Source organism: Kitasatospora sp. NPDC036993 (genome assembly GCF_055607525.1).
In genome coordinates, this window is record NZ_JBVJRP010000012.1 from 96,997 (window position 1) to 123,194 (window position 26,198).

Sequence of the window (26,198 nt, forward strand, 5' to 3'; positions counted from 1 at the left end):
GACGGGTGATCTGATCGCATCCCGCAGGTCGCGGATCTGTGGGACGCCTCGGCGAGTGGGGTGACCGGGTTTGACGAGCCGTTGGTTGGCGCGTGGTACAGCGGCCCTTGCCGTCGGGGCATTGGTCTGGGGTGTTGCCGCACCGGCGGCATCGGGCGATCAGATCAGGGACCAGCAGTGGGCCTTGAAGACCTTCGAGGTCGAGTCGAAGGTGTGGCCGGTCAGCCAGGGCGAAGGCGTCGTCGTTGCGGTGATCGACAGCGGGGTGAACTCGGATCATCAGGATCTGACCGGGCAGGTCGTTCCTGGGGCTGACTTCTCAGGAACCCAGTCGGATGGCCGTATCGATACTGTCGGCCACGGTACCGGCATGGCGAGCCTCATCGTGGGGCATGGACACGGTTCGCAGGCCGGAGTGATGGGTCTGGCCCCGAAGGCAAAGATTCTGCCGGTGAAGGTGAAGACCACGGACGGTGGCTCCGAACCTCAGGTGAACGATCTTGCCGAGGCTATCCGCTTCGCGGTGGACCACGGTGCGACCGTCGTCAATATGTCCCTGGGAGGGCTCCTCCGGTTCGACACGAAGACGCGCAAGGCCGTTGCGTACGCGGTGTCGAAGGACGCCGTTCTGATCGCCAGTGCGGGCAACAGCGGTTCGGACTTGGGTGTCAACTATCCGGCGGCCTTCCCCGGGGTGGTGGCCGTGGGCGCCATGGATTCCAAGGGAGTTGTGTGGGCCGGTTCCACACCGGGGCCCGAGACCACACTCATCGCACCTGGCGTGGACATCTATCACGCTTCGGCCAAGTCACCCACGAGCTACGCGGCCGGCGACGGTACCTCCGGCGCCGCCGCCTATACGTCCGCCACTGCTGCGCTGATTCGGTCGAAATATCCGAGCCTGTCAGCTGGACAGGTGATCAACCGGATGATCAAGTCGGCCATTTTGCCGGCTGATGGGTCCGGGGTACCCAACAGCCACTACGGATATGGGGTTCTCTCACCGGCGAAGGCTCTGGAAGCGAACCCCGCGGTGGACAACGGACCTCGGGAGAACCCGCTGGCGAACCGACCGGAGGCAAAGGGCACGCCTCCTCCCGCCGATGAGGAGACGGACGAGCCCTCCGAGGCGCCCATGGTCTCTGAGGGGGACCACGGCGGCGGCAGCGACGCGATCGGCCCCTGGGTCATCGTGGGGATCGGTGTGGGGCTGCTGGGACTGTTGGTCGGGGCCGTGGTGCTCGTCGTCGTGTTCGTGGTGCGGGGGCGGAGGAGGCGGGCCGCGGCTGCGGGGGAGCATCAGCAGCAGCCGTACCGGCAGCCGCCGTATGGGGGGCCGTATCAGTGAGTGGCGAGCCATTCGTCGCGTAGGGCGGCCATGTGGAGGACGTCCCAGTAGCGGTCGCCCCAGTGGTGGGCCTGGCGGGCGCGGCCTTCGAGGGTGAAGCCGGACTTGCGGTAGGAGTGGGCGGCGCGTTCGTTGTACTCGAAGACTTCGAGGTGGACGCGGTGGAGGCGGATGGTCTCGAAGGCGTGGCGCAGGACCAGGAGGGTGGTCTCGGTGCCGATGCCGCGGCCGGTGCTGTCCGGGGTGAGGGCGATCCGGAAGCCGGCGGAGGAGTTGTCGGGGTCGACGTCGGTGAGGGCGGTCTCGCCGAGGAAGCGGCCGGTGGCGGGGTCCTCGACGGCGAGGTCGAGGCGGTCGGGCTGGTCGGCGCGGGTGGCGCACCACTGGCGGATCCGGTCGCGGGTGAAGGCGGTGCGGGTGCCGGTGAGGCGGTTGGTCGTCTCGTCGGCGCAGAGCTCCCACAGCGGGTCGGTGTGCCGTTCGCCGAGGGGGACGAGGCGGACGGTGCGGCCGTCCAGGGTGGGCTTGTCAGCGAGGGCGGCGATGTCGGCGGCGGTGTCGGCGGTCATGGCGCTCAGGATGGGTGGTCGGTCTCCGGTTCGTCCACGCGTTTTCGTCCGTACGCGCCGATATGGGGTGAGCGTGGCGGAGGGGGCGCGTATGGGGGGACTGCGCCGGGTGAATGCGCCGGGGGTGGCCGCATTTCGGCGGTCGCTGGCGTCATTGCCGCTGGTGGGGTCGGTGGGGCGGCGGAGATGCTGGGGCCATGGGCACTTCTGAGAGCACGCCGGTCGAGAACGCACCGGTCACCGCCGCCACCACCACCGACGGAATCGTCCCGGACACCAAGGACTGGACCTGGGTGCTGGAACGCCCCTGCCCCGACTGCGGGTTGGACACCCCGCGGGTGGTCCGGGAGGACGTCGCCGGGATGGTCAGGGCCAATGCGGAGGGCTGGCTGGCGGTGCTGGCCGGGGACGGGGAGGGGCTGCGCCGCAGGCCCGCCCCCGGGATCTGGTCGGACCTGGAGTACGCGTGCCACGTCCGGGACGTCTTCCGACTGTTCGACATCCGGCTGAACCTGATGCTGGACCAGGACGGCCCGCTGTTCCCCAACTGGGACCAGGACGAGACGGCCGTCGCCGAGCGCTACGGGGAGCAGGACCCGCAGGTGGTGGCCGGGGAGCTGGCGGAGGCCGCGGAGAAGCTCGCCGCGGCCTTCGAGCGGGTGGCCGGCGAGCAGTGGCGGCGGACCGGGAACCGCGGTGACGGGGCGCGGTTCACGGTCGAGACGTTCTCCCGGTACCTGATCCACGACCCGGTGCACCACCTGTTCGACGTGACGGGCGAGCGGGTCTGAGACGGTCCCGGGGGCGGTCGTCCACGGACCGGAGGCCCCGGGAACGGGTGTCCGGGGACCGGCCGCCCCCGGGGAGGCCGTTCCGGCGGCGGGCGGGGCGAGGGGTCACCAGCCGGAGGCCTCGCGCAGCATGGTGCGGCGCAGTCGGCCGGCCACGCTGGCGGCGTCGGTGCCGATGACGTCGGCGATCTCGGGGGCGGCGAGCCCGACGACGTAGTGGAGGACCGCGAGGTCGTCGTCGGCCGGGTGGCGGTCCGGGTCGGCGGTCACCCTGCGGGTGTGTTCGGCGACGGTGCCGCGCAGGATCTCCCAGGCGTGCGCGGTCGGGTTGGAGCTGCCCATCAACTCCCGCCAGTGCACCGCGATTTCCGCGAACGCCTGCTGGACGGCGGTGGCCGCGGCGCTGTGTTCGGTCAGCCACACGCGGGCATAGCTGAGGTACCGGGGGCGGTGGAGTTCGCAGAACGCGGTGAACTCCAGTGGCACCTCCGCCGGCTCGCCGGGCCCCGGGGGCGGCTCGGCGGGACTCTCGTGACGGTTGGTCATCTCGGCTTCTCGGAAAGGGAGATGGGTTTCTGACGGTCGATCATCTGTGCTCACTCTACGGTAGGCCCTCGGTGCGCTGGGTGACCAATCCGATGGAATGCCCGGAACCTGTCGCCGCCAGGCCGGTTCCGGTGGCGACCGGGGGTGGAGTGGCGGCGGGACGGCCGGGCGGGGGCCGGCGGGGTGGTGCTGCGCAGTGGCGTGGGAGGCGTAGTTGCGAGCGCGTCGCAGCTGGTCAGAGGGTGTAGGACGGCTATGGCTGCAAGGCGGTTGATGTGCCACCGTAGGGCCTATGGAGGCTGACGTCCACGCCCAGGGCGCGAACCCGCGCCCGCACAACCACCCGCACAACCGCACTCACGATCGCGGTGAAGATCACCACGGACGGGGGCATGGCCATCACCACGATGACGGCATCACCCCCGCCCAGGATCGGGCCCAGGGCCACGACCACGACCACGGTCACGCCCACGGTCTGCGCCACCGCCTGACCCATCTCCTGCGCCCGCACTCGCACGACGCCGCCGCCCGGGTGGACACGGCCATGGAGGCCTCCGCCGAGGGGCTGCGCACCCTGTGGATCTCGCTGGTGGTGCTCGGCGCCACCGCGCTGGTCCAGGCCGCCATCGTGGCCCTCTCCGGCTCGGTGGCGCTCCTCGGCGACACCGTGCACAACGTCGCCGACGCGCTGACCGCCGTCCCGCTCGGGATCGCCTTCCTGCTCGGCCGCCGGGCCGCCAACCGCCGCTACACCTACGGGTACGGGCGGGCCGAGGACCTGGCGGGGGTGGCGATCGTGCTGGCCGTGGCGGCCTCGGCGGTGTTCACCGGGGTGGCCGCGGTGGACCGGCTGCTGCACCCCCGGCCGGTGGACCACCTGGTGGCGGTGGCGGTCGCCGCGCTGGCCGGCTGCCTGGGCAACGAGTGGGTGGCCCGCTACCGGATCCGCACCGGCCGCCGGATCGGTTCGGCGGCGCTGGTCGCGGACGGCGTGCACGCCAGGACCGACGGGCTGACCTCGCTCGCGGTGCTGGTCGGCGCGGCCGGAGCCGGACTCGGCCTGCCCTGGGCGGACCCGCTGGTCGGCCTGCTGATCACGGCGGCGATCCTGCTGGTGCTGCGCGGCTCGGTGCGCGAGGTGGGCCGCCGGCTGATGGACGGGGTGGACCCGGTCCTGGTGGACACCGCCGAGGGTGCGCTGCGCGAGGTGGACGGCGTGCGCGGGGTGGGCGCGCTGCGGATGCGGTGGATCGGGCACTCGCTGCGCGCCGAGGCGGACGTGGTGGTGGACGGCGCGCTGACCGTGGTGGCGGCGCACCGGGTGGCCGAGGCGGCGGAGCAGGCGCTGATCCGGGCGGTCCCGCGCCTGCTGGCCGCCACCGTGCACATCGACCACGCCCCGGCGGCCTGAACGGGACCGGTCTGGACGCGACCGGCCTGCACGGGGCCGGCCTGGACGGAGCCGGTCCGATCGGGACCGGCCCGAACGGAGCCGGCGGGCGGGACCGGCCGGGGCGGGCGGACGGGCGGAGCGGCCGCCCGTCAGGAGGTCGTCCGGGCCTCCGTGGGGGAGATCCGGTCGGCGGCGGTGTCCCGTTCGACCTGGGTCGGGAAGGCTTCGACCGCTCGTCGCCGGGCCGCCCGCGCGGCCACGGCAGCCGCGGCCGCAGCCGCCGCGGCTGCTCCGGCGGCGGCCTCCTCACGCTCGCACCGGTGCGCCGCACCCGCGGCGTGCGCTCCGGGCCCGTGCCCTCCGGACGAGTGCCCTCCGGGCCCGTGTGCTCCGGGCGAGTGCCCTCCGGGCGAGTGCCCTCCGGACCCGAGCGAACCCGCGGTGTGCCCGCCGCCCACGAGCGGTCCGGACCCGTGCCCCCCGACGGTCGGTCCGTCCGTGCGCCGCCGGCGGCCGAGCGCGGCCCTGGCGGCGTGTTCCTCGGCGGCCTGTCTAGCGGCCAGGTAGGCCTGTACGGCGGCCATGCCGTAGACGGGCTGGATGAGTTGGTGCCCCTTGAAGAAGGGCCTGGCCGGGGCGAACCCGGCGGCGACCACGAGGTCGCGGATCTCTGCTATCTCGGCCTCACTGCGGGCGGTGAAGCGGACTTCCCAGCCCTTCTTGTACGTATGGCCCTTCTCGCCGCTCCGGCGGGCGGGGTCTGGGCGGCGGACGTATCCGGGCAGACGGCCGAGGCGGAGCTGGGCCGCGCGGAGGCCGGCGGTCTCGTCACGTGACATGACGTAAGCCTAGGCAATTCCCGGGGTGGGATTGACGCCCTGGGGGTCCCTCGCCGTATGCCTTTGGTCACTCTGGGTCAGGCGACCAGGGTGGCGATCGTTTTCGATCACATGTGACAACCTTATGAGCGTCAATTACTCCAAATGAGTGAGGGTATGAGGACTTTAGTGCCGGCTGATCCCGGTTTCGCGACGGTTGGGTAACAGTGCGTCAGGCACCCGGTCGGGGGTCCGGACGGTTGGGGATGGTGTCGGCATGAGCTACCGGATTCCGTCGCCGCCGCCGTCCCTGGAGGAGCTGGCGAAGCGTCAACAGAACGTCGTCACCGCGAACCAGCTGCGCGCCCGGGGCGTGCCGGCCCGGGTGATCACCGAGCACTGTCGTCGGGGCGGCCCCTGGCGGCGGATGCTGCCCAGGGTCTACCTGCTGCAGTCCGCCGAGCCCACCCCGGAGCAACGGATGTGGGCCGCCCTGCTGTACGCCGCGCAGAACGGGCGCGAGGAGGGCCGTCGGGAGGTCGCGGTGATCACCGGTACGGCCGCGCTGGCGCTGTACGGCTTCACCGCGGTGCCCCGGCTGCCCGCGGTGGCCGGGGTGGACGTCCTGGTGCCCCGTCAGCGCCGGCTGAAGGACGTCGGCGAGGTCCGGATCAGGCGCACCGAACGGGAGTTGGTGGCGCGGTCGGTGCACGGCCTGGCCTGCGCTCCGGTGGCCAGGGCGGTCGCCGACGCGCTGGTCGAGTGGACGGCCGGTCCCGGCGGCCCGGCCCCGGTGCGCGAGGTGCTGCGGGAGGCCGTGGCATCGCCCGAGAACCGCTGCACGGTACGGGAGTTGGTGGACGAGCTGGCCGACTCCGGGCTCACCTGTGAACCCAGGGTGCGGGCCGCGCTGGACGAACTCATCGCCGCCGAGCGGGACTTGCTGCTGGAGCGGATCGGCCGACTGGTCGACGAGTGGCTGCTGCCCGCCCCGTTGAGCGCCCCCGAGCTGCGGATGCGCGGCGGCACGTACATCGCCGTCCCCGACCTCTACTGGCCGGACCGCGGCGTCGCGGTGGAGGTGGACCCGGAGCTGCGCAGCGTGAGCGAGGGCGAGGCCGCCTGGGTGCGCGGCGGCCAGCACCGGATGGAGTACCTGGGCGTCCGCGTGGTGTACGTCTCCGGGGCCCGGCTGGCCGCCGACCCGGACGCGGTCGGCGGCGAACTGCGCGAGGCGCACCGGGTCGGCGGGACGGACGTGGTGGAGCTGCTGGTGGTCTGAGCGGCCGGCCCTCCGGTCGGCCGGCTGTGGCCACGGCCCGGAGCCACGGCCCGGAGTCACAGACCCGGAGCCGCAGTCCCCACGTCGCAGCGCCGGAAGGCGCTACGGGCGGACCACCGGCTCGCCGACCAGCTCGACCCCGGCCGCCCGCAGCTCCGCCAGCGCCGCGGCGGTGGTCTCCGGGTTCACCCCGGCGGTGAGGTCCAGCAGCACCCGGGTGCTGAAGCCCTCCCTGGCGGCGTCCAGCGCGGTGGCCCGGACGCAGTGGTCGGTGGCGATGCCGACCACGTCGACCTCGTCGACCTGCCGCTCGCGCAGCCACTCCACCAGCCCGCGGCGGTTCTCGTCCAGCCCCTCGAAGCCGCTGTACGCCGCCGAGCGGGCGCCCTTGTCGAAGACCGCCTCGACCGCGCCGGAGATGACGGCGGGCGCGAAGTTGGGGTGGAAGCCCACGCCCTCGGTGCCGGCCACGCAGTGCGGCGGCCAGCTGTCGACGTAGTCGGGCTCGGCGGAGAAGTGGTCGCCAGGGTCGATGTGGTGGTCGCGGGTGGCGAGGACGTGCCGGTAGCCGGGGGCGGACTCGGCGATCAGGTCGGTGATGGCGGCGGCCACCTCCGCGCCTCCGGCGACGGCCAGGCTGCCGCCCTCGCAGAAGTCGTTCTGCACGTCGACGACGATCAGTGCCCGGTGCATGGCTGGCATCCTCGGATCTCGGGGGCCCGCGGGAGGCGGCGCCCCGGTGGGGGAGCCCTCGGGAGCACTCGGCCCGGCCGTGCGGGGCGCGGGGGTCCTCGGGGAGCTCCGGGGAAAACTCGGGGGAACTCTAAGGCTGACTCTAGGGAGTGGCGAGCGGGGGCGGAAGCCCCGGGGCCGGTCCGGTGGCCCGGCCCCGGGCGGCTCCGGTCAGCGGGTGGGTTCGGTGGGCAGGACCAGTTCGGTCGGCAGCACCGGATCGCCCTTGGACAGCTGGGTGGCGGACAGCGGCAGCGCGGCGCGGGCGCGCACGTGCCGGTCACGGGCGGCGCTGAGCGGCTCCCGGCCGACCGTCTCGCCGCCGAGCACCAGCGGCACCTGGAGCAGGTGCGGCCGCAGGTCGTCAGGGACGGGCCCGGTGCCGACCACCTCGGCCTCGGCCACCCCGTCGGCGTCGGGCCGGCGGGCCGCCCACTTGCGGCCGCCGATGCTGGTCTTGCCGCCGGCCGCGCGCTTGGCCACCGGCACCATCGGCCCGCCGTCGGTCCCGGCCCTGGCGACGAGCTTGTAGACCATCGCGCAGGTCGGGTGTCCGCTGCCGGTGACGAGGCTGGTGCCGACGCCGTAGCCGTCCACCGGGGCGGCGGCCAGGGCGGCGATCGCGTACTCGTCGAGGTCGGAGGTGACGATGATCCTGGTCCGGTCGGCGCCCAGGTCGTCCAACTGGCGGCGGACCCGGTGGGCCAACAGGGTGAGGTCGCCGGAGTCGATCCGGACGGCGCCCAGCTCGGGCCCGGCCACCTCGACGGCGGTGCGCACGGCCTCGCGCAGGTCGAAGGTGTCGACCAGCAGCGTGGTGCCCTTGCCCATCGAGGCGATCTGCGCCCTGAAGGCGTCCCGCTCACTGTCGTGGACCAGGGTGAAGGCGTGCGCGGCGGTGCCGGTGGTCGGGATGCCGTGGGTGAAGCCGGCCTCCAGGTCGGAGGTGGCGGCGAAGCCGGCCACGTAGGCCGCCCGGGCGGCGGCGACGGCGGCCTGCTCGTGGGCCCGGCGGGCGCCCATCTCGATCGCCGGACGGCCGCCCGCGGCGGCGGTCATCCGGGAGGCGGCGGCGGCGATGGCCGAGTCGTGGTTGAGGATCGAGAGGATCACCGTCTCCAGGATCACCGCCTCGGCGAAGCTGCCCTCGACGGTGAGCAGCGGCGAACCGGGGAAGTAGACCTCGCCCTCGGGGTAGCCGTGGATGTCGCCGCGGAAGCGGTAGTCGGCCAGGAAGCGCAGGGTGTCCTCGTCGACCACGCCCTGGTCGGCCAGCCAGTCCAGCTGGGGGGTGGAGAAGTGGAAGCTCTCGACGGCGTCCAGCACCCGGCCGGTGCCGGCCAGGACGCCGTAGCGGCGGCCGCTGGGCAGGCGGCGGGTGAACACCTCGAAGACGGAGCGGCGGTGCGCGGCTCCGCTGCGCAGGGCTGCCTGCAGCATGGTGAGCTCGTAGCGGTCGGTGAGCAGCGCGGTCGAGCCGGCCGCGCGCACTGAAGTGGCGTCCATGAGGATGATGCTACTACCACTTAGCGTCAGAGTGACGATTTCTCTTCGGGACGCCGGGGCCGGAATCGCCCGGGTGTCCCCCGGATGGCAGCATGGGGCGTGAGGGGTATCGGACGACTGTGCAGCGAGGAGGACCCGGCGTGAGCGTCGCGCCCGTGGAGATCGAGCGCCCGGAGGTCGAAGGACTGGCGGTGACCGAGCCGGACACGCCGTGGGTGACCATCGTGCACAACGATGCGGTCAACCTGATGAGCTATGTCCAGTACGTCTTCCAGGCCTACTTCGGCTACCCGAAGGACAAGGCGAGGAAGCTGATGATGGACGTTCACACCAAGGGGCGGGCGGTGGTCTCCAGCGGTTCCCGCGAGGAGATGGAGCGTGACGTGCAGGCGATGCACGGCTACGGCCTCTGGGCGACGCTGCAGCACGACTGACGCCGACCCGACCGGCGCCGGACTGCCGGACCGCCGGCCGTACGACCGAAGACGACGAAGACGGGCTGACCGATACAGATGGCTGGGTTGTTCGAGAGCACCGGCGGTGGCGGCGCGGCGATCGCGCTGGACGAGTGGGAGGCCTCCATCCTGCGCTCGCTGGAAGTGCAGTTGCTGGAGCTGATCGGCCCGGGCCCGGGCGGGGAGGACGGGGACCCGCTGGCGGCGCTGTTCGCCGAGGGCCCGACCGAGGCGCCCACCGATCCGGCGCTGGCCAGGCTCTTCCCGGACGCCTACGGGGACCCGGAGAAGCCGGCGGACGACGAGACCAGGGCCGCCGCGGGCGAGTTCCGCCGCTTCACCGAGCTGGACCTGCGGGCCCGCAAGCGGGACGACGCGCTGTTCGTCGTCCGGGCGCTGGACGGCCTCGGCGACGGCGGGGTGCTCAAGCTCGTGGCCCCCGACTGCCTGCGCTGGCTGGGCGCGCTGAACGACCTGCGGCTGGCCGTCGGGGCCCGGCTGGAGATCACCGAGGAGGACGAGGACGGCCTCTACGAGCTGCCGGACGGCGACGAGCGCAAGCCGCTGGTGATGGCGTACCTGTGGCTGGGAGCCCTGCAGGAGTCGCTGTTGGAGGCCATCGCGGACTGACCGCGCACCGATCCTGCCCGGTTCCGGGCAAGCCCCGGTCGTTTCGTCCAGAATACGGACGAATGGCCGGGGCATTTCTTATGAAAATCGGGCAAAACGGGACGGGTCATGCTCAAATAACGCTCAGATGGACACCGCTGTCCGAACTCCGCGTGGTACGACTTCTCCACCCCCGAGACCGACCAGGACGGTGCGCGATGGCCGAGAAGTTGTACGACGGAGTGGCCGAGGGCACGGCGGGCGAGGAGGGTTACGAGCGCGGGCTCGGCAGCCGTCAGATCCAGATGATCGCGATCGGCGGCGCGATCGGCACCGGCCTGTTCCTCGGTGCGGGCACCGCGATCTCCCGCTCGGGTCCGAGCCTGATCCTCTCCTACGCCGTCGCCGGCCTGGTGATCTTCGTGATCATGCGGGCACTCGGCGAACTCCTCACCTACCGCCCGGTCTCCGGCAGCTTCGCCGAGTACGCCCGGGAGTTCCTCGGCCCCTTCGCCGGCTACGTGACCGGCTGGACGTACTGGCTGTTCTGGGTCGTCACCGGCATGGCCGAGACCACCGCCGCCGCCGTCTACGTGCGGTTCTGGGCGCCCGGCATACCTCAGTGGATCAGCGCGCTGACCTTCCTGGTCCTGCTCTACGGGGCCAACCTGATCTCGGTGAAGCTGTTCGGCGAGATCGAGTTCTGGTTCTCCATGGTCAAGGTCACCGCCATCATCGGCATGATCCTGATCGGCATCGGGGTGCTGACCCTCGGTTTCAGCAAGGCCGGTGACACCGCGTCGGTGAGTCACCTGTGGCAGCACGGCGGCTTCTTCCCCGAGGGCATCGGCTCCACCGTGATGACCCTCCAGATCGTCATGTTCGCCTACCTGGGCGTCGAACTCGTCGGCGTCACCGCGGGCGAGAGCGAGAATCCCGAGAAGACCCTGCCGCGCGCCATCAACACCCTGCCCTGGCGGATCGCGCTGTTCTACATCGGCGCGCTGGTGGTGATCCTCTCGCTCGTCCCGTGGACCGAATTCCGGCCAGGCGTCAGCCCGTTCGTCGCCGCCTTCGGCAAGATCGGCATCCCGGCGGCGGCCGGCATCATCAACTTCGTGGTGCTCACCGCGGCGCTCTCCTCCTGCAACTCGGGGATGTACTCCACCGGCCGCATGCTGCGCGACCTCGCGCTGAGCGGGCAGGCACCGGGACGGCTCACCAGGCTCAACGCCCGCCGCACCCCGGCCTTCGCGATCACCGTCTCCAGCCTGCTGATGGGTGCCGGCGTGGTGCTCAACTACCTCGTCCCGGCACGGGCGTTCGAGTACATCACCTCGGTCGCCACGGTCTGCGGCCTGTGGACCTGGGCGATGATCCTGATCTCCCAGATCCGCTACCGCAGGGCCTGGCAGGCCGGCCGCCTGCCGGCGCCCAGCTTCAAGGCGCCCGGCGGCGCCTGGGTCAGCGGGGCGGCGCTCGCCTTCCTCGCCGTGGTCGTGGTGCTGATCGGCCTGGACCGGGACAACCGGATCTCGCTGTTCGTCTTCCCCGCCTGGGCCCTGCTGCTGGTGGTCGGTTACCGGGTGCTCAAGCGCCGCGACCCGCAGGCCCTCCACGGCGCCGGCCCGGCCCGGCTGCCCGCCGCCGACGGGAACGCGGACGCCCGCTGACCGTGCCTCGGACGGTGGCCGACCGCGCCTCGGACACCCCGGCGGACACGCGCCGGGGCGTGGCTATCCTGACCGCATGCTGACCATCACCCGAGAACTCCGCGACCGGATCGTGGCCCACGCCCGCGCCGACCACCCGGACGAGGCCTGCGGCGTGGTCGCGGGACCGGCCGGCAGCGGACGGCCCGAGCGGTTCATCCCGATGCTCAACGCCGCCCGCTCGCCCACCTTCTACGAGTTCGACTCGGGCGACCTGCTCAAGCTCTACCGCGAGATGGACGACCGGGACGAGGAGCCGGTGATCGTCTACCACTCGCACACCGCCACCGAGGCCTACCCCTCGCGCACCGACGTGAGCTACGCCTCCGAGCCGTTCGCCCACTACGTCCTGGTCTCCACCGCCGAGGGCACCGGCGAGGAGGACCCCTACGAGTTCCGCTCGTTCCGCATCGTGGACGGCGAGATCACAGAGGAAGACGTGCAGGTCGTCGAGGCCTACCAGGCCTGACCGGCAGCCCCGCGGACACGGCCCGCCGCCCCCTCGCCAGGGGGCGGCGGGCCGCCGTCGTCTCAGTACGGGAAACGAGAACATCCGGATCCCGAGACGGGCATGTCGGAGCGGGGCCGGGAATCTATACGATGAGCCCATGCGTTCCGTCGATGTGAGCACTCAGGCCCCGGGCACCCGCCTCGTGGCGCGCCTGCACATCGACCTGTGCCGGCACGCCGGTGCGATCTGTCCCGGCACGCCCGCGCGCTCGCGCTGAGAGCCGCTGCACCCACTCACCCGGGCCCGCCGCCCTCCCGCGACGCCGGGCCCCGGGCGCCCGCCCCGCCGCGCTCGCTGCGGCCCATCCACTCCACGACTCGCCCAGGAGCGCACTCATGGCCATCGAGGTCCGCATCCCGACCATCCTCCGCACCTACACCGACGGCGCCAAGGCCGTCGAGGGCAACGGCAGCAACCTCGGGGAACTCTTCACCGACCTCGACGTCCGCCACCCGGGCATCGCCGCCCGCCTGGTCGAGGGCGGCGAGCTGCGCCGCTTCGTCAACGTCTACCTGAACGACGAGGACGTCCGCTTCCTGGAGGGCATCTCCACCGCCCTCGCCGACGGTGACAGCGTCACCATCCTGCCCGCCGTCGCCGGCGGCGCCCGCTGAGCTCCCGGCTCCCCCCGCCGGCCCGGCGGGGGGAGCCGTCCCTCGTCACCCTCACCGCCTTGGCCGGAGGCCTCCCTTGCGCTACGACAGTCCGCTCGAAGCCGTCGGCAACACCCCGCTGGTCCGCCTGCCGAGGCTGTCCGCCGCCGTCCCCGGCAACGCCGAGGGCCTGGTGACCCTCTGGGCCAAGCTGGAGGACCGCAACCCCACCGGTTCGATCAAGGACCGCCCGGCGCTGCACATGATCGAGCGCGCCGAGGCCGACGGCCGGCTCACCCCCGGCTGCACCATCCTGGAGCCCACCAGCGGCAACACCGGCATCTCGCTGGCCATGGCCGCCAAGCTCAAGGGCTACCGGATGGTCTGCGTGATGCCCGAGAACACCAGCGAGGAACGGCGCGAGCTGCTCCGCATGTGGGGCGCCGAGATCATCCCCTCGCCGGCCGCGGGCGGCTCCAACACCGCCGTCCGGATCGCCAAGGAGACCGCCGCCGAGCACCCCGACTGGGTCATGCTCTACCAGTACGGCAACCCCGACAACGCGGGCGCCCACTACACCGGCACCGGCCCCGAGATCCTCGCCGACCTGCCGACCGTCACCCACTTCGTGGCCGGCCTCGGCACCACCGGCACCCTGATGGGCGTCGGCCGCTTCCTGCGCGAGAAGGTCCCCGGCGTGAGGATCGTCGCCGCCGAGCCGCGCTACGACGACCTGGTCTACGGGCTGCGCAACCTGGACGAGGGCTTCGTCCCCGAGCTGTACGACGCCGAGGTGCTGACCACCCGCTTCTCGGTCGGCTCCGCGGACGCCGTCCGCCGCACCCGCGAACTCCTCCAGCAGGAGGGCATCTTCGCAGGCGTGTCGACCGGCGCCATCCTGCACGCGGCGATCGGCGTCGGCCGCAAGGCCGCGGCCGCGGGGGAGCGCGCGGACATCGTCTTCGTGGTCGCCGACGGCGGCTGGAAGTACCTGTCCACCGGCATCTACACCGCCGAGTCCACCGAGGCCGCGGTCGAGGCCCTGCAGGGCCAGCTCTGGGCGTAGGGCGCTACCGGCCCTGCCGGGCCCGGGCCCAGGAGCGCTGGTCCAGGGTGCCGGCCCGGCGGCGGAAGGACGACAGCGGCACCTCGCGCAGCTCGTCGGTCTCCAGCCAGCTGGTCCTGCCCTGCCGGTCGCCCACCGTGCCGGGCGGCAGCGGCAGCACGCCGGGGCGCTCGGCACGGTGCTTGCTGGTGATCTTGGCGACGGTGGCGGTCCGGCCGTGCACCCGCAGCACCAGGCACGGGCGGTCCTTGGAGCCGGGGCCGTCCTCGAACGGCACGTCGGCCCACCAGATCTCCCGCGGCGCCGGGGCGGTCCCCGGGCGCGGCCGCGGGCGGGGCGGCCCGGCCGGGCGCGGGGCCGGGCGGGTGCGCCGCACCAGCACCGCCACGGCGGCGGCCAGCAGCGCGACGCCGAGCAGTGACAGGACGAGCCAGGTAGCGGTCATGCCGTTCATGCGGCGACCGTACCGGGCCCGGGGCGAACGCCACCACCGTGGCCGCCGCGACGGTCGGGCAGGTGTCCGGGTGTTTGTCAGCGCATTGCTCCCGGTTCGTCACGGTCGTGCCACGGCGGCCGTTCCGGGCCCGGCGCCCTGCCCGACTCGGCAAGGCTGCGTCACGAACGTCCGCCCCCGTCCCCCCGGAGGTGCCCCGTGGCCCGTGGCCCCGAGTTGTGGTCCTACGCCGAGATCGCCCGTCACATCAACGTCCGGCCCGAGACCGTCCGCAGCTACCGCCGGCACGCGCTGCTGCCCGATCCGGACCTGACCGACGGCAGCGGACACCCGCGCTGGTACCCCTTCACCATCCGCACCTGGGCCCGCAACCGGCCACGGAGCCGCTGAGACCCGGCCCCGTCAACCGCCCTCGTCCCCGCCCCGGGCGTTCTGGTGATTCCGCCCACAGCCCGGCACGGGGACGGGGGCAAAGTGCCGCTCCGCCCTTACCCTCGACACACCAACGCGGTGCCACCGGCCGGTCCACCGGCCCGGCCCGCCGTTTTCCACGCCGTTCTCCACGGAAGACGGCGACGCCGTTTTCCAGCAGCAGCCAGGACGTGTCGGGGCGGAGGGGCTCGGATGAAACTGACCGTGGTGGGGTGCTCGGGGAGCTTCCCGGCCGCCGACTCGCCCTGTTCCAGTTACCTGGTCGAGGCCGAGGGCTACCGCGTCGTCCTCGACCTCGGCAACGGAGCCCTCGGCGCCCTCCAGAAGTACACCGGCCTCTACGACGTCGACGCCGTCCTGCTCAGCCACCTCCACGCCGACCACTGCGTCGACCTGTGCGCCTACTGGGTGGCCCGCAACTACCGCGCCGAGGGCTGCCCGGGCCTGCTGCCCGTGTACGGCCCGGCCGGCACCGCGGAACGCCTCGCCCGCGCCTACGACATGCCGGAGAACCCCGGGATGAAGGAGGTGTTCGAGTTCCGCACCCTCACCCCCGGCAGCTTCGAGCTCGGCCCGTTCCGGATCGACGTCGCCCGGGTCAACCACCCCGTCGACGCCTTCGCCTTCCGGCTGGAGCACGACGGCCGCTCGCTGGTCTACAGCGGTGACACCGGGGAGAGCACCGAACTCGTCGGGCTCGCCCGCGACACCGACCTCTTCCTCTGCGAGGCCGCGTACATCGACGGACGCGACACCTACCAGGCCGTCCACCTCAACGGCCGCGAGGCGGGCGAGCACGCCGTCGCGGCCGGCGCCCGCCGGCTCGTCCTCACCCACATCCCCCCGTGGACCGACGCCGAGCACAACCGCAGGGACGCCGCGGCCGCCTACCCGGGGCCGGTCGAGATCGCCCGGGCCGGCGCCGTGTACGAGATCTGAGCGGGCCGACGGTGTCCACGGGATTCCCGGAAGAATTCGGGGGACGACCTGCAACCCCGCCGCCCCCCGCACGTCCTGGTGGACAAGAGGCGGGAGACACCGCCGGAACGGCCGGCCCGTCGGGTGCGGCCGCGATCACACCAGTCACCAGGTTCGCTTCGTGCTGCCCGGACCCGGCCGTGCCGGTCCGGGGCGGAAATCCAGGGGGGATTCCCATGCGCAAGAACAACCGTGCCCCGCACCGGGCCCGTCGGCTCGCCCCGGCGGTCGCGCTCACCGCCGCGCTGGTCGCGGGCGGCGCCGTGACGGCCGCCCCGGCCTTCGCCACCGCCGGGCCGTTCAGCCTCACCGTGAACGCCCCGGCCGTGATCGGCGCCGCGGGCGGACCGGTCGAGTTCACCGAGCACATCGGCAACCCGGGGGACCAGGGCAGCGCCGTCGTACTGGAGTTCTCGATCGAGACCGGCCTCGGAACGCCGCCGCACGCGCTGAGCCTCGCGTACCACGACGACTCGCTCGGCGCGTGGCGCACGGTCGACCTGGAGGAGCGCACCGAGGCGGACCGGACGGTCTACTCGGGCGCCACCGACAAGCTCCACACCCTGGCGGGCGGCACGGACATCAAGGTGCGCCTCGGCGTCCCCATGGGCCTGCCCCACGACGGGGCCTCCAACGGCGGCGTCGGCCCGGACCTCACCTTCCGCACCGGCGTCAAGGGCTGGTGGCTGGACTCCCCGATCGAGCCGCCGCTGAACGACACCCACGTGATCAAGGTCGACGCGATCAGCAACGGCGTGTCCGGGGTCCCGGCCACCGCTGTCGCCGGCGGGGCACCGATCGAGTTCGACGCGGTGCTCGACAACCCCACCCCGTCCGCCTACACCAACCTCGGGAACGTGCTGTTCACCGACCGGCACGCCAGGGTCGAGGTCCGCGGCGACGACGGCGCCTGGACCGTCCTGGCACCGGTCACCAGCGCGGCCGAGCCCCCGGCGGGCTTCTACCTGGACGGCCGCAACTCCTCGGCGGCGCCGAACAGTTCGACGACCAGGCGGGTCCGGGTCGGCTACCCGGCAGACACCCCGCTCGGCACCACCGAGCTGAACCCCTGCGTCTTCGTCAACGAGGGCGACCTTCCCCTCCGGGGCACCACCATGTGCTCGCGCGGCGCCAAGGTCCAGGTCGTCGCCCCGGCCCCGAAGCCCACCGGCCGGCCGGCCACGACCACCGCCCAGGGGATCGCCGCCCGGGAGGCCGACGTGACCCGGGCAGCACCGTCCGGCTCTCACGGCTCTCACGGCTCTCATGGCTCGGACGGTTCGGACGGTTCGAAGCCGGCCGGTGGCGCGCCCGCCGCCCGCCCGGCCGGCGACGCCACCGCCGCGCCCGCCGCCCCGGCCGCGCCCACCGCCCCGCCCGCGGACGGTGCCCCGGCGGCCGCCGCCCGGCCGGCGGACGTCAACCTGGCCTCCACCGGCGGCGACAGCGACCGGACCGGCCTGATCGCGGGCGTCGGCGCACTGCTGGTCGGCGTCGGGGCAGGCGCCTTCACCCTGATCCGCCGCCGCCGCACCGGCTGACCGCCTTCCGAGCGCGGTCCGTCCGCCGCACCGGACGGACCGCGCACGGTCACGCCACCGGCGTCAGCCAGTGCCGGTAGCGCGGATCGGCACCGGTCACGGCCGCCCGGTAGGCCTCCCGCAGCCGGCTCGTCACCGGGCCGGGCGCGGGGGGCAGGGCCCGGTCGTCCAGGGCGCGCACCGGGATGACGCCCGCCGCCGTACCGCAGACGAACAGCTCGTCCGCCGCGTACAGGTCCGAGCGCAGCAGGCTCTCCACCCGGGCCTCGATCCCCAGGTCACGGGCCAGGGTCAGCACGGTGTCCTGGGTGATGCCCTCCAGGGCACCCGCGCTCGACGGGGGAGTGCGCAGCACCCCGTCCCTGACCGCGAACACGTTCTCCCCGGTGCACTCGCTCACCGTGCCGTCCGGCCCGAGCAGCAGCGCCTCGTCGTAGCCCGCGTCGTTGGCCTCCCGGCGGGCGAGCACCGAGTTCAGGTACGGGCCGGTGGCCTTCGCGGCGGGCGGCACCGCGTTCGGGTCGTTCCGCCGCCAGCTGCTCGTCTTCAGCGTGATCCCGCCCTCCTCGTGCGGGAGTTGGCCCCGCCACTCCCAGCTCGCGATCGACACGTCGACCGGCGAGTGGCGCATGTCGATGCCCATCGTGCCGTAGCCGAGGAAGGCGAAGTGCCGCAGGTAGCAGTCCCGGTGGCCGTTGGTGCGCACCAGGTCCACCGTAGCTCTGGTCAAGTCGGCTACGTCGTAAGGGAGTTCCATCCTGATCATCCGGGCGCTGCGGTGCAGCCGGCGCAGGTGCTCGGGTAGCCGGAAGACCGCGGGGCCGTCCGCCGTCGCGAACACCCGGGTGCCCTCCAGCACCCCCGTGCCGTAGTGCAGGCCGTGCGCGAGGACGTGCACCCGGGCCTCCCGCCAGGGCACCAGGGCGCCGTTCCACCAGATCGTCGAAGCTTCGGGAAGAGCCATGCCGGACATCCTGCGGGCCGCGGGCGACCGGGTCAGCCCGCCGCGGCCGACCGCAACCGGCCATGTCCTGGAGCGGAAACGCCGTACCGGACAGCGGACTTCACCGCCGTACCGCCGCCGGGCCGCCGCCGTCTCGCGGAGCGGAAACCCCCGACCGGCCCCCGCCCGCCGTCACTAGGCTGCGCCGATGGAGAGCCCCACCGGCACCGACGCCACCCAGCTCTACGCCCGCCTGCTCACCGAACCCGGTCGCCCGCCCGAGACCCTCGGCCTCGACTGGGACGGCCGCAGGCTCGCCGCCGCCACTGCCGAGCTGCGCGCACTCGGCCTGCTCCAGCCGACCGCCGACCACCACCGGAACGAGGACTCCACCGGCACTGACTCCACCGGCACCACCGGCACCGCCGTCTCCGTCGACACCGCCGTACGCCAGCTCCTGCTCGACGCCGACACCCAGGTCACCGCCCTGGTCACCGCCCTGCGCCACGCCCGCGACTCCGTCGACCGGCTGCACACCGGCTACCTGCCCGTCCAGCAACGGCACCGCGCCGACACCGCACTCGAACTCGTCCGCGGCGCCGACCGGATCGCCGCCCTGCTGGAGGACGCCGCCCGCGGCGCCCGCACCGAGGCCCTCTCGCTGCGCCCCGGCCAGGACCTCTCCGGCCCCGCCCTGGCCGGCAAGCTCGCCCGCGAACGCCTCGCCCTCGCCCACGGCGCCGCCCTGCGCACCATCTACCCGGCCGCCGCGCTGCGCCGCCCCGCCGTGCTGGCGCACGTCCGGGAGCTGACCGGGGCCGGGGCCAGGATCAGGGCGGCGCACTCGCTGCCGCTCTGGCTGATCGTGGTGGACGCCCGGCTGGCGATCCTGCCCGCGCCCGGCGCCGGACCTGGCGGGGCCGCTCCGGTCGCCGAGGCGGCGGTGGTGGTCCGCGAGCCGGCTCTGGTGGCCCTGGTGGCGGAGCTGTTCGAGTACTTCTGGTCGGCCGCCTGGACCCCGCCCGAACTCGGCCCCGGGGAAGCGGAGACGACCGATCGCCAGGTCGCGGTGCTGCGCCTGCTGGCGGCCGGGCAGACGGACGCCGCGATCGCCAGGAAGCTGGAGGTGTCGGAGCGCACGGTGCGCAGGCTGGTCGCCGAACTGACCGCCGGCCTGGGCGCGGAGAGCCGCTTCCAGGCCGGCGTGCACGCCGCTCGGCGCGGGTGGATCTAGGGTGTGTCTGATCAATTCCCGCCGGGTGCGCGACGCGCCCCCAGCCTTCGGCCGGGAGGTCCCCCTCCTCCGCCTTGCGATGCACGCACCCCAACGCCGCGCCCTGTTCCGACGCGAATTGTCAGACACACCCTGGGCCCTGGGTCAGCGCCGCCCGGGCACCGGCAGCCCGAGGTGGTCCCGCAGGGTGGGGCCGGTGTAGTCGGTGCGGAACACCCCGCGCTCCTGGAGCAGCGGCACCACCCGGTCGACGAACTCGTCCAGGCCGCCCGGGGTGAGGTGGGGGACGAGGATGAAGCCGTCGGCCGCGTCGTTCTGCACGAAGTGGTCGATCCGGGCGGCGACGGTCCCGGGCGAGCCGATGAAGGACTGCCGCCCGGTCACCTCGATCACCAGCTCGCGGCTGGTCAGCTTCTTCTCCGCGGCCACCGCGCGCCACTGTTCGGCGACGGTCACCGGGTCGGTGTGCCGCACCCGGCCCTGGACCAGGGCGCTGTCCGGGACGGGGTCGACGGACGGCAGCGGGCCGTCCGGGTCGTGGTCGGACAGGTCGACGCCCCAGACCTGCTCCAGGAAGGCGAGCGCGGTCTGCGGGCTGACCTGGGCCCGGCGGATCTCGTGGGCCCGTTCGGCCGCCTCGGTGTCGGTGTCGCCGAGCACGAAGGTGGCTCCGGGCATGATCTTCAGCTCGTCCGGCTTGCGCCCGTACGCGGCGAGCCGGCGCTTGACGTCGGCGTGGAAGGCCTGGCCGTCGGCGAGGGTGGAGTGCCGGGAGAAGACCACGTCGGCGGTGGCGGCGGCGAACTCCCGGCCCTCGTCGGAGTCGCCGGCCTGGATCACCACCGGGTGGCCCTGCGGCGGGCGGGGCAGCGAGAGCCGGCCCTCGACGTCGAACTGCGGCCCCGAGTGCCGGACGGGCTCCTCCCCGGCGTCCCAGAACTCCCGTGCCAGCTGCACGGATTCGGCGGCCCTGGTGTACCGGTCGGCGCGGTCCAGGTAGCCGCCGCGGCGGAAGTTCTCGCCGGTGAAGGCGTCCGAGGAGGTGACCACGTTCCAGGCCGCGCGCCCGCCGGAGAGGTGGTCCAGGGAGGCGAGGCGGCGGGCCAGTTCGTACGGCTCGTTGAAGGTCGCGTTGACGGTGGCGGCCAGTCCGAGCCGCTCGGTGACGGCGGCCAGCGCGTTCAGCACGGTGATCGACTCGGGACGGCCGACCACGTCCAGATCGTGGATGAGGCCCTTGGTCTCGCGCAGCCGCAGGCCCTCGGCGAGGAAGAAGAAGTCGAACTTCCCGCGCTCGGCGGTCTGCGCGAGGTGGCGGAAGGAGCCGAACTCGATGTGGCTGCCGGCGGCCGGGTCGCTCCACACCGTGGTGTTGTTGACGCCGGGGAAGTGCGCGGCGAGGTGGATCTGCTTGAGCGGTCGGTCCGTCATCGGGTCACCTCGGCGAGGGCGGGGGCGGTGGTGGAAGGGGCACCGGTGGACAGGTCGCCGGTGGCAGGGGCACCGGTGGAGGCGTCGGCGGGGCGGGCGGCGTAGCGGCTGGCCGGGCGGGCCAGGCCGAGGTGGTCGCGCAGGGTGCGGCCGGGGTAGCCGGTGCGCAGCAGTCCGGCGGCGCGCAGGGCCGGGGCGATCCGGTCGGCCAGCGCGGCCAGGTCGCGCAGCGGGTCGGCGGGGGTGAGGTGGAAGCCGTCGACGCCGGTGCCGGTCGCGGTGAGTTCGGCGAGCAGCCGCTCGTCGGCGGCCCGGTCGGGCAGGGCGGACAGTGAGGCGTCGAGCCGGGCGAGGACGCGCAGGTTCTCGCCGGCCCGCAGCCGCAGTTCGGTGGCGGCGGTCAGCCGGGTGGCACGGTCGGGGGCGTCGAGCAGCACGACGTCGGCGTGCCGGATGGCGGCGGCGACCCGGGCGCGCCCGCCGGGGGAGGCGTCCGGTGTGAGGTCCGCGGCGGTGACCGGCACCGTGACGACCGGGCGGCCCTGCGGCGGGCGCGGGGTGATGGATGGCCCGCGGACCGAGAAGTGCGGGCCCGCGAAGTCGACGTAGTGCAGCTTGTCGCGGTCGACGAACCGTCCGGTGGCGGTGTCGCGGATCTCCGCGTCGTCCTCCCAGCTGTCCCAGAGCCGGGCGGCCACCTCGACGGCGTCGGCGGCCTCGGCCCACAGCTCGTCCTCGGCGGCGGCCGGCTTGCGGCCGAAGGCCCGCGCCTCGGCCTCGGTCGTGGAGACGCCGACCAGCCAGCCGGCCCGGCCCTCGCTCGCCCAGTCCAGGGTGTTGACCGAGATCGAGGTGTGGAAGGGCTCGGTGTGGGTGGTGGTGACGGTCGGCACCAGCCCGACCCGGCCGGTCAGCGGGGCGATCCGGGCGAGGGTGGCGAGGGCGTCGGGGCGGTGCGGCTCGGCGGCGAAGGAGTCGTCGAGGGTGACGAAGTCCAGGGTGGCCCGTTCGGCGTGGCGGGCGAGGGCGGCGTAGTGCCCGGCGTCGAGACGGCCGGGGCTGTCGAGGGCTGCGGACAGGTGCAACTGGCGGGGCATGGTGAGCCTGACTTCCTCGTGCGGACGCGTGCGGGCGACCGGCGCGGCCGTGCGGAGACGGCCGCGCGGGGGCACGCCGGAGCGCGGTGGTGGCCCGCGGGCGGAGCCTGCGTGGGCGGGGCCCGTGCGGGCGGGGGGAGGGGGGAGGGAGGACCGGCGCCGGGCGGGTCGTCAGCCGGGCGGCGGTGGGGGAACGGTCAGCTCAGCCGCGACACGCCGCGGACCACACGCGACCGAAGTCGATGTGGCTGCGGGTGACCAGCGGGCACGAGGCGTTCACCGCTTCAGTTGACCAGGGCGTCCGTCGGTTCGTCAACCGGCTTTCCCGACCGCCCGGAGTGCCCCGGGCACGCATGGGGCGGGCCCGGTACGCGCGGGGCGGGCCCGGGTACGCGGAAGGCCCCGCCCCGCCGCTGGGGGAGCAGCGGCGGGGCGGGGCCTTCGAGGCGTGGTGGTGACGCGGGCGTCAGGCCTTGGTGACGTCCTCGATCTCGTCGTCGTCCTCGCGACCGGGGGTCTTGAGGTTGAACTTGGTGATCGCGAAGCGGAACAGGAAGTAGTAGACCGCGGCGAAGGCCAGGCCGAGCGGGATGATGATCCACGGGTTGGTGGCCTTCGTCCAGGCCAGCGCGTAGTCGATCAGGCCGCCGGAGAAGGTGAAGCCGACGTGTGCGCCGAGCGCCCAGGTCAGGGCCATCGAGAGGCCGGTCAGCACCGCGTGGATGACGTACAGGACCGGGGCGATGAAGACGAAGGCGAACTCGATCGGCTCGGTGACACCGGTCACGAAGGAGGTCAGGGCCAGCGACATCATCATGCCGGTGACGGCCTTGCGGCGGTGCGGCTTGGCGGCGTGGGCGATGGCCAGCGCGGCGGCGGGCAGCGCGAACATCATGATCGGGTAGAAGCCCGTCATGAACTGTCCGGCGGTCGGGTCGCCGGCGAAGAAGCGGGTCAGGTCGCCGTGCACGACGGTGCCGTCGGGCTTGGTGAAGTCACCGGTCTGGAACCAGGCGTAGGAGTTCACGAACTGGTGCATGCCGACCGGCAGCAGACCGCGGTTGACCAGGCCGAAGGCACCCGCACCGAGCGCGCCGGCGCTGATCAGGCTGTCGTTCAGGCTCTTGATGACGTCGCCGATCGGGCCCCAGGCCAGACCGAAGAAGACGCCGACGGCGGTGCCGACGAAGGCCATGATGATCGGGACCAGGCGGCGGCCGTTGAAGAAGCCGAGCCAGTCGACCAGCCTGGTGCGGTGGTACTTCTGCCACAGCACCGCGGCCAGCAGGCCTATGACGATGCCGCCGAGCACACCCGGGTTCTGGTAGGTGGCGGGTTCGTCCTTGCCGGGGAGGATCTTGTACTCGGTGATCGGGAACGCGGTGAGCACGTTCTTGTACACCAGGTAGCCGACCAGCGCGGCGAGGGCGGTGGAGCCGTCCGCCTTCTTCGCGTAGCCGATCGCGATACCCACCGCGAAGAGCATCGGCAGCGCGTCGAAGACCGAGGTGCCGGCGGTGTTGAACACCGCGGCGACCTTGTCCCAGCCGAGGCCGTCCTTGCCGAACACGTCGTCCTGGCCGAGACGCATCAGCAGGCCGGCCGCGGGGAGCACGGCGATGGGCAGCTGGAGGCTGCGACCGATCTTCTGCAGACCCTGGAGGAGGCTCTGGCCGAACTTCTTGGCGGGGCTTGGCGGGGCCGGAGCCGTGGCGGGCGCCGGTGCCTGCTCAGACTGACTCATGGGGGTGGGTTCCTTACGGCATGGCGGTCGGTCGGGGGGAGGCACAGGGGGCCAACCGCGAACTGGTCTACACCACACGTGGTGTAGACCAGTTTTGTAGCACGGGTGGAGAAGTCGAGGAACCCCGGAAAGCGCTGTCGCCGGGAAGCGCTATGAAATCGAAACCTACATACCGGCGGCGATCATGGCCGCCGGTCACCATTGGATTTTGGCCGGTCACGCAACAAAACCGATTTTGGCTAATCGCGCAACAAAAGCACACCCGGTCCTGCCAGGGGAGTTGGGCCGGGGCCGCCCCCCTGTGAAAAAAGCCGATGGCCCCCGGACCGGTGGGTCCGGAGGCCAATGCGGGGATAACCCCGGTGACGCTCGGTTTCAGGCCTTGGTGACGTCCTCCACCTCTGCTTCGTCCTCCCGACCCGGTGTTTTCAGATCGAATTTGACGATGATGAACCGGAAGAGCGCGTAGTACACGGCGGCGAAGCAGAGCCCGATCGGGATGATCAGCCACGGTTTGGTGGCCAGTCCCCAGTTGATCACGTAGTCGATCAGGCCGGCCGAGAAGCTGAACCCGTCGTGCACCCCGAGCCCCCAGGTCACCGCCATCGAGGCGCCGGTCAGCAGCGCGTGCACGGCGTACAGGGCCGGGGCGATGTAGGCGAAGGAGTACTCGAGCGGCTCGGTGACACCGGTGACGAAGGAGGTCAGGCCGACCGAGAGCATCAGGCCGTAGATCTCCTTGCGCCGGTGCGGCTTCGCCGCGTGCGCCATGGCGAGGGCGGCGGCCGGGAGCGCGAACATCATGATCGGGAAGAAGCCGGTCTGGAACTGGCCGGCGGTCGGGTCGCCCGCCAGGAAGCGCGGGATGTCGCCGTGCACGATCGTGCCGTCCGGCTTGTCGAACGACCCGAACTGGAACCAGACGAAGGTGTTCAGCAGCTGGTGCATGCCGATCAGCAGCAGCGCGCGGTTGAACACGCCGAAGATGCCGGCGCCGCCCGCGCCGAGGTCGGAGAGGTTCTGCGAGAAGTCGTTCAGGCCGCGCCCGATCGGCGGCCAGACCCAGAGCGCCAGCACGGCGATGACCAGGCCCACCAGGGCGGTGACCATCGGCACCAGGCGGCGGCCGTTGAAGAAGCCGAGCCAGTCGACCAGCCTGGTGCGGTGGAGCCGGACCCACAGCCAGGCCGACAGCAGGCCGATCAGGATGCCGCCCAGCACGCCCGGGTTCTGGTACGTCGCGGCGGCGATCTTCGCCGACGAGTAGCTCACGCACTGGCCGGTCCAGGCGTCCGGGGCCAGGGTCGTTCCCGCCGGGCAGCTCTCCGGGAAGGCGTGCAGGACCTTGTAGTAGACGAGGAAGCCGACCACGGCGGCCAGCGCCGTGGAGCCGTCCGCCTTCTTCGCCATGCCGATCGCGACGCCGACGCAGAACAGCAGCGGCAGGCCGAAGGAGGAGTCGAGCAGCGCGCCGCCCGCCGAGGCGAACACCTTCGCGACGTTGTCCCAGCCCAGCCCGTCCTTGCCGAACACGTCCGGCTGGCCGAGCCGGTTGAGGATGCCCGCGGCGGGGAGCACCGCCACCGGCAGCTGCAGGGAGCGGCCCATCTTCTGGAGGCCGCCGTAGAAGGTGTGCCACCACGTGGTCTGCGGGGTCGTGGCGCCTGCCGAACTCATCCTTCGCCCTCCGGGAGCAGTTGCCGACCCGGGGGCCCCCGCGGGACCCTCGGGCGGAGCCCGGGAACACCCGGGGTCCCTGCCTGCGTTCATCGGGGTACACCTATATTGGTGTAGACCACTTGGACGCAGGCCGAACCCCGGAGGAGCCGGCCCCGCTGATCGTCATCCTCGGGCGACGACCGGGAGCCCGCCCGCCGGGATGGGCCGAAAGTGGACTAACGTGGCAAATCGGACCGGCACGGGTGATGCTGGTCGCGCTGCTCGCCAGCACGACCGCCGCTGAACCCGCATCAGCCACCGGCACGGACCTCACCGCCCGACGGTCGAGGGACAACAACCCCAGCACCAGCGCAGGACGGCACCCGGCAGAGCCGCCGAAGGGCCGAGTACAGAGGGAGAAATCAGATGGCCAGCAAGGCTGAGAAGATCGTCGCCGGTCTGGGCGGCATCGACAACATCGAAGAGGTCGAGGGCTGCATCACCCGCCTGCGCACCGAGGTCAAGGACGCCTCCCTGGTCGACGAGGCCGCCCTCAAGGCCGCCGGCGCCCACGGCGTCGTCAAGATGGGCACCGCGATCCAGGTCGTCATCGGCACCGACGCCGACCCGATCGCCGCCGACATCGAGGACATGATGTGAGCTGAGCCACCCAGGTTCAGCCCGCCCGGCCCGCCGACCCGCTCAGGGGGACAGCGGGCCGCGGCGCATCCCGAGCGGCCCCCGCGACGCCATC

General features: G+C 72.8%; 28 protein-coding genes. 16 read left to right on the forward strand and 12 right to left on the reverse strand.

The window, feature by feature from the left end; translation table 11 throughout:
* Positions 1 to 184 precede the first annotated feature (184 nt).
* Entirely contained in the window at positions 185 to 1,348 is a 1,164-nt protein-coding gene (gene mycP, locus ACZ7C5_RS25455; protein WP_470323521.1) for a type VII secretion-associated serine protease mycosin, read from the forward strand.
* Here the strand turns inward: mycP and ACZ7C5_RS25460 are convergent.
* On the reverse strand, positions 1,342 to 1,917 hold the full coding sequence (locus tag ACZ7C5_RS25460; protein ID WP_401090835.1) for a GNAT family N-acetyltransferase: 576 nt from the start codon (positions 1,915 to 1,917) through the stop codon (positions 1,342 to 1,344). The two genes, mycP and ACZ7C5_RS25460, sit on opposite strands and share 7 nt — an antisense overlap.
* Positions 1,918 to 2,114: 197 nt before the next feature.
* Between ACZ7C5_RS25460 and ACZ7C5_RS25465 the strand changes: the two genes are divergently transcribed.
* A complete protein-coding gene (locus ACZ7C5_RS25465) occupies positions 2,115 to 2,708 on the forward strand; it encodes a DinB family protein (protein ID WP_470323522.1) in 594 nt (197 codons plus the stop codon).
* 105 nt (positions 2,709 to 2,813) lie between these two features.
* Here ACZ7C5_RS25465 and ACZ7C5_RS25470 read toward each other — a convergent pair whose 3' ends face one another.
* Complete coding sequence (locus ACZ7C5_RS25470) at positions 2,814 to 3,254, reverse strand: RNA polymerase sigma factor (protein WP_401090839.1); 441 nt, start codon at positions 3,252 to 3,254, stop codon at positions 2,814 to 2,816.
* A gap of 253 nt (positions 3,255 to 3,507) precedes the next feature.
* Complete coding sequence (locus ACZ7C5_RS25475; RefSeq protein WP_470323582.1) at positions 3,508 to 3,738, reverse strand: hypothetical protein; 231 nt, start codon at positions 3,736 to 3,738, stop codon at positions 3,508 to 3,510.
* Here ACZ7C5_RS25475 and ACZ7C5_RS25480 point away from each other — a divergent pair.
* Positions 3,670 to 4,665: a cation diffusion facilitator family transporter gene (locus ACZ7C5_RS25480; protein WP_470323579.1), complete on the forward strand. Its 996-nt coding sequence runs from the start codon at positions 3,670 to 3,672 to the stop codon at positions 4,663 to 4,665. The two genes, ACZ7C5_RS25475 and ACZ7C5_RS25480, sit on opposite strands and share 69 nt — an antisense overlap.
* A 131-nt stretch (positions 4,666 to 4,796) precedes the next feature.
* On the opposite strand, the gene ACZ7C5_RS25485 is transcribed toward ACZ7C5_RS25480, so the two are convergent.
* Entirely contained in the window at positions 4,797 to 5,486 is a 690-nt protein-coding gene (locus tag ACZ7C5_RS25485; protein ID WP_470323523.1) for a hypothetical protein, read from the reverse strand.
* Positions 5,487 to 5,742: 256 nt separating this feature from the next.
* On the opposite strand from ACZ7C5_RS25485, the gene ACZ7C5_RS25490 reads away from it, so the two are divergent.
* The gene (locus ACZ7C5_RS25490; RefSeq protein ID WP_401090844.1) at positions 5,743 to 6,747 is read left to right on the forward strand and encodes a hypothetical protein; all 1,005 of its coding nucleotides are present in this window, start codon (positions 5,743 to 5,745) and stop codon (positions 6,745 to 6,747) included.
* A 102-nt stretch (positions 6,748 to 6,849) separates the two neighbouring features.
* On the opposite strand, the gene ACZ7C5_RS25495 is transcribed toward ACZ7C5_RS25490, so the two are convergent.
* Both ACZ7C5_RS25495 and ACZ7C5_RS25500 read right to left on the reverse strand, forming a co-directional pair.
* Positions 6,850 to 7,440: an isochorismatase family protein gene (locus ACZ7C5_RS25495; protein ID WP_470323524.1), complete on the reverse strand. Its 591-nt coding sequence runs from the start codon at positions 7,438 to 7,440 to the stop codon at positions 6,850 to 6,852.
* Positions 7,441 to 7,650: 210 nt separating this feature from the next.
* The gene (locus ACZ7C5_RS25500) at positions 7,651 to 8,985 is read right to left on the reverse strand and encodes a nicotinate phosphoribosyltransferase (protein ID WP_401090848.1); all 1,335 of its coding nucleotides are present in this window, start codon (positions 8,983 to 8,985) and stop codon (positions 7,651 to 7,653) included.
* Positions 8,986 to 9,125: 140 nt separating this feature from the next.
* Between ACZ7C5_RS25500 and clpS the strand changes: the two genes are divergently transcribed.
* The 7 genes from clpS (at position 9,126) to ACZ7C5_RS25535 (ending at position 13,931) form a co-directional block, all read left to right on the forward strand.
* Positions 9,126 to 9,419, forward strand: coding sequence for an ATP-dependent Clp protease adapter ClpS (clpS, locus tag ACZ7C5_RS25505; protein WP_188299426.1), 294 nt, complete (start codon positions 9,126 to 9,128; stop codon positions 9,417 to 9,419).
* 78 nt (positions 9,420 to 9,497) lie between these two features.
* Positions 9,498 to 10,070 (forward strand): DUF2017 domain-containing protein, encoded by a 573-nt coding sequence (locus ACZ7C5_RS25510; RefSeq protein ID WP_401090850.1) that lies wholly within the window; start codon positions 9,498 to 9,500, stop codon positions 10,068 to 10,070.
* A 197-nt stretch (positions 10,071 to 10,267) separates the two neighbouring features.
* The gene (locus tag ACZ7C5_RS25515; RefSeq protein WP_401090852.1) at positions 10,268 to 11,722 is read left to right on the forward strand and encodes an amino acid permease; all 1,455 of its coding nucleotides are present in this window, start codon (positions 10,268 to 10,270) and stop codon (positions 11,720 to 11,722) included.
* 76 nt (positions 11,723 to 11,798) lie between these two features.
* The gene (locus ACZ7C5_RS25520) at positions 11,799 to 12,230 is read left to right on the forward strand and encodes a M67 family metallopeptidase (protein ID WP_188299423.1); all 432 of its coding nucleotides are present in this window, start codon (positions 11,799 to 11,801) and stop codon (positions 12,228 to 12,230) included.
* 139 nt (positions 12,231 to 12,369) lie between these two features.
* Positions 12,370 to 12,489 (forward strand): putative leader peptide, encoded by a 120-nt coding sequence (locus tag ACZ7C5_RS25525; protein ID WP_310593142.1) that lies wholly within the window; start codon positions 12,370 to 12,372, stop codon positions 12,487 to 12,489.
* A 118-nt stretch (positions 12,490 to 12,607) separates the two neighbouring features.
* Positions 12,608 to 12,886 (forward strand): MoaD/ThiS family protein, encoded by a 279-nt coding sequence (locus tag ACZ7C5_RS25530; RefSeq protein WP_188299422.1) that lies wholly within the window; start codon positions 12,608 to 12,610, stop codon positions 12,884 to 12,886.
* 76 nt (positions 12,887 to 12,962) lie between these two features.
* Positions 12,963 to 13,931 carry a PLP-dependent cysteine synthase family protein gene (locus ACZ7C5_RS25535; RefSeq protein ID WP_470323525.1) on the forward strand — a complete coding sequence of 323 codons (969 nt, stop codon included), beginning with the start codon at positions 12,963 to 12,965 and terminating at the stop codon, positions 13,929 to 13,931.
* A 4-nt stretch (positions 13,932 to 13,935) separates the two neighbouring features.
* Here the strand turns inward: ACZ7C5_RS25535 and ACZ7C5_RS25540 are convergent, their stop codons facing one another.
* Complete coding sequence (locus tag ACZ7C5_RS25540) at positions 13,936 to 14,385, reverse strand: type II toxin-antitoxin system PemK/MazF family toxin (RefSeq protein ID WP_401090859.1); 450 nt, start codon at positions 14,383 to 14,385, stop codon at positions 13,936 to 13,938.
* A gap of 198 nt (positions 14,386 to 14,583) precedes the next feature.
* Between ACZ7C5_RS25540 and ACZ7C5_RS25545 the strand changes: the two genes are divergently transcribed.
* From ACZ7C5_RS25545 to ACZ7C5_RS25555, 3 genes are all read left to right on the forward strand, one after another.
* Entirely contained in the window at positions 14,584 to 14,775 is a 192-nt protein-coding gene (locus tag ACZ7C5_RS25545; protein ID WP_188299420.1) for a helix-turn-helix domain-containing protein, read from the forward strand.
* A 234-nt stretch (positions 14,776 to 15,009) separates the two neighbouring features.
* The gene (locus tag ACZ7C5_RS25550) at positions 15,010 to 15,756 is read left to right on the forward strand and encodes an MBL fold metallo-hydrolase (protein ID WP_188299419.1); all 747 of its coding nucleotides are present in this window, start codon (positions 15,010 to 15,012) and stop codon (positions 15,754 to 15,756) included.
* Between the two features lie 215 nt (positions 15,757 to 15,971).
* Complete coding sequence (locus tag ACZ7C5_RS25555) at positions 15,972 to 17,336, forward strand: LAETG motif-containing sortase-dependent surface protein (RefSeq protein ID WP_470323526.1); 1,365 nt, start codon at positions 15,972 to 15,974, stop codon at positions 17,334 to 17,336.
* Between the two features lie 49 nt (positions 17,337 to 17,385).
* Here ACZ7C5_RS25555 and ACZ7C5_RS25560 read toward each other — a convergent pair whose 3' ends face one another.
* A complete protein-coding gene (locus ACZ7C5_RS25560; RefSeq protein WP_470323527.1) occupies positions 17,386 to 18,300 on the reverse strand; it encodes a branched-chain amino acid transaminase in 915 nt (304 codons plus the stop codon).
* A gap of 187 nt (positions 18,301 to 18,487) precedes the next feature.
* Here ACZ7C5_RS25560 and ACZ7C5_RS25565 point away from each other — a divergent pair, with 187 nt between their 5' ends.
* A complete protein-coding gene (locus ACZ7C5_RS25565) occupies positions 18,488 to 19,513 on the forward strand; it encodes a helix-turn-helix transcriptional regulator (protein WP_470323528.1) in 1,026 nt (341 codons plus the stop codon).
* A 144-nt stretch (positions 19,514 to 19,657) separates the two neighbouring features.
* On the opposite strand, the gene ACZ7C5_RS25570 is transcribed toward ACZ7C5_RS25565, so the two are convergent.
* From ACZ7C5_RS25570 to ACZ7C5_RS25585, 4 genes are all read right to left on the reverse strand, one after another.
* Positions 19,658 to 20,944, reverse strand: a complete 1,287-nt coding sequence (locus tag ACZ7C5_RS25570; RefSeq protein ID WP_401090867.1) for an LLM class flavin-dependent oxidoreductase — start codon at positions 20,942 to 20,944, stop codon at positions 19,658 to 19,660.
* Positions 20,941 to 22,041, reverse strand: coding sequence for an LLM class flavin-dependent oxidoreductase (locus tag ACZ7C5_RS25575; protein ID WP_401090869.1), 1,101 nt, complete (start codon positions 22,039 to 22,041; stop codon positions 20,941 to 20,943). Before ACZ7C5_RS25575 ends, ACZ7C5_RS25570 begins: the two co-directional genes overlap by 4 nt.
* A 466-nt stretch (positions 22,042 to 22,507) precedes the next feature.
* Entirely contained in the window at positions 22,508 to 23,785 is a 1,278-nt protein-coding gene (locus tag ACZ7C5_RS25580) for a PTS transporter subunit EIIC (protein WP_401090871.1), read from the reverse strand.
* A gap of 375 nt (positions 23,786 to 24,160) precedes the next feature.
* The gene (locus ACZ7C5_RS25585) at positions 24,161 to 25,462 is read right to left on the reverse strand and encodes a PTS transporter subunit EIIC (RefSeq protein WP_401090873.1); all 1,302 of its coding nucleotides are present in this window, start codon (positions 25,460 to 25,462) and stop codon (positions 24,161 to 24,163) included.
* Between the two features lie 408 nt (positions 25,463 to 25,870).
* On the opposite strand from ACZ7C5_RS25585, the gene ACZ7C5_RS25590 reads away from it, so the two are divergent.
* Complete coding sequence (locus ACZ7C5_RS25590; RefSeq protein ID WP_030060521.1) at positions 25,871 to 26,104, forward strand: PTS sugar transporter subunit IIB; 234 nt, start codon at positions 25,871 to 25,873, stop codon at positions 26,102 to 26,104.
* The last annotated feature ends 94 nt before the right edge of the window (positions 26,105 to 26,198 follow it).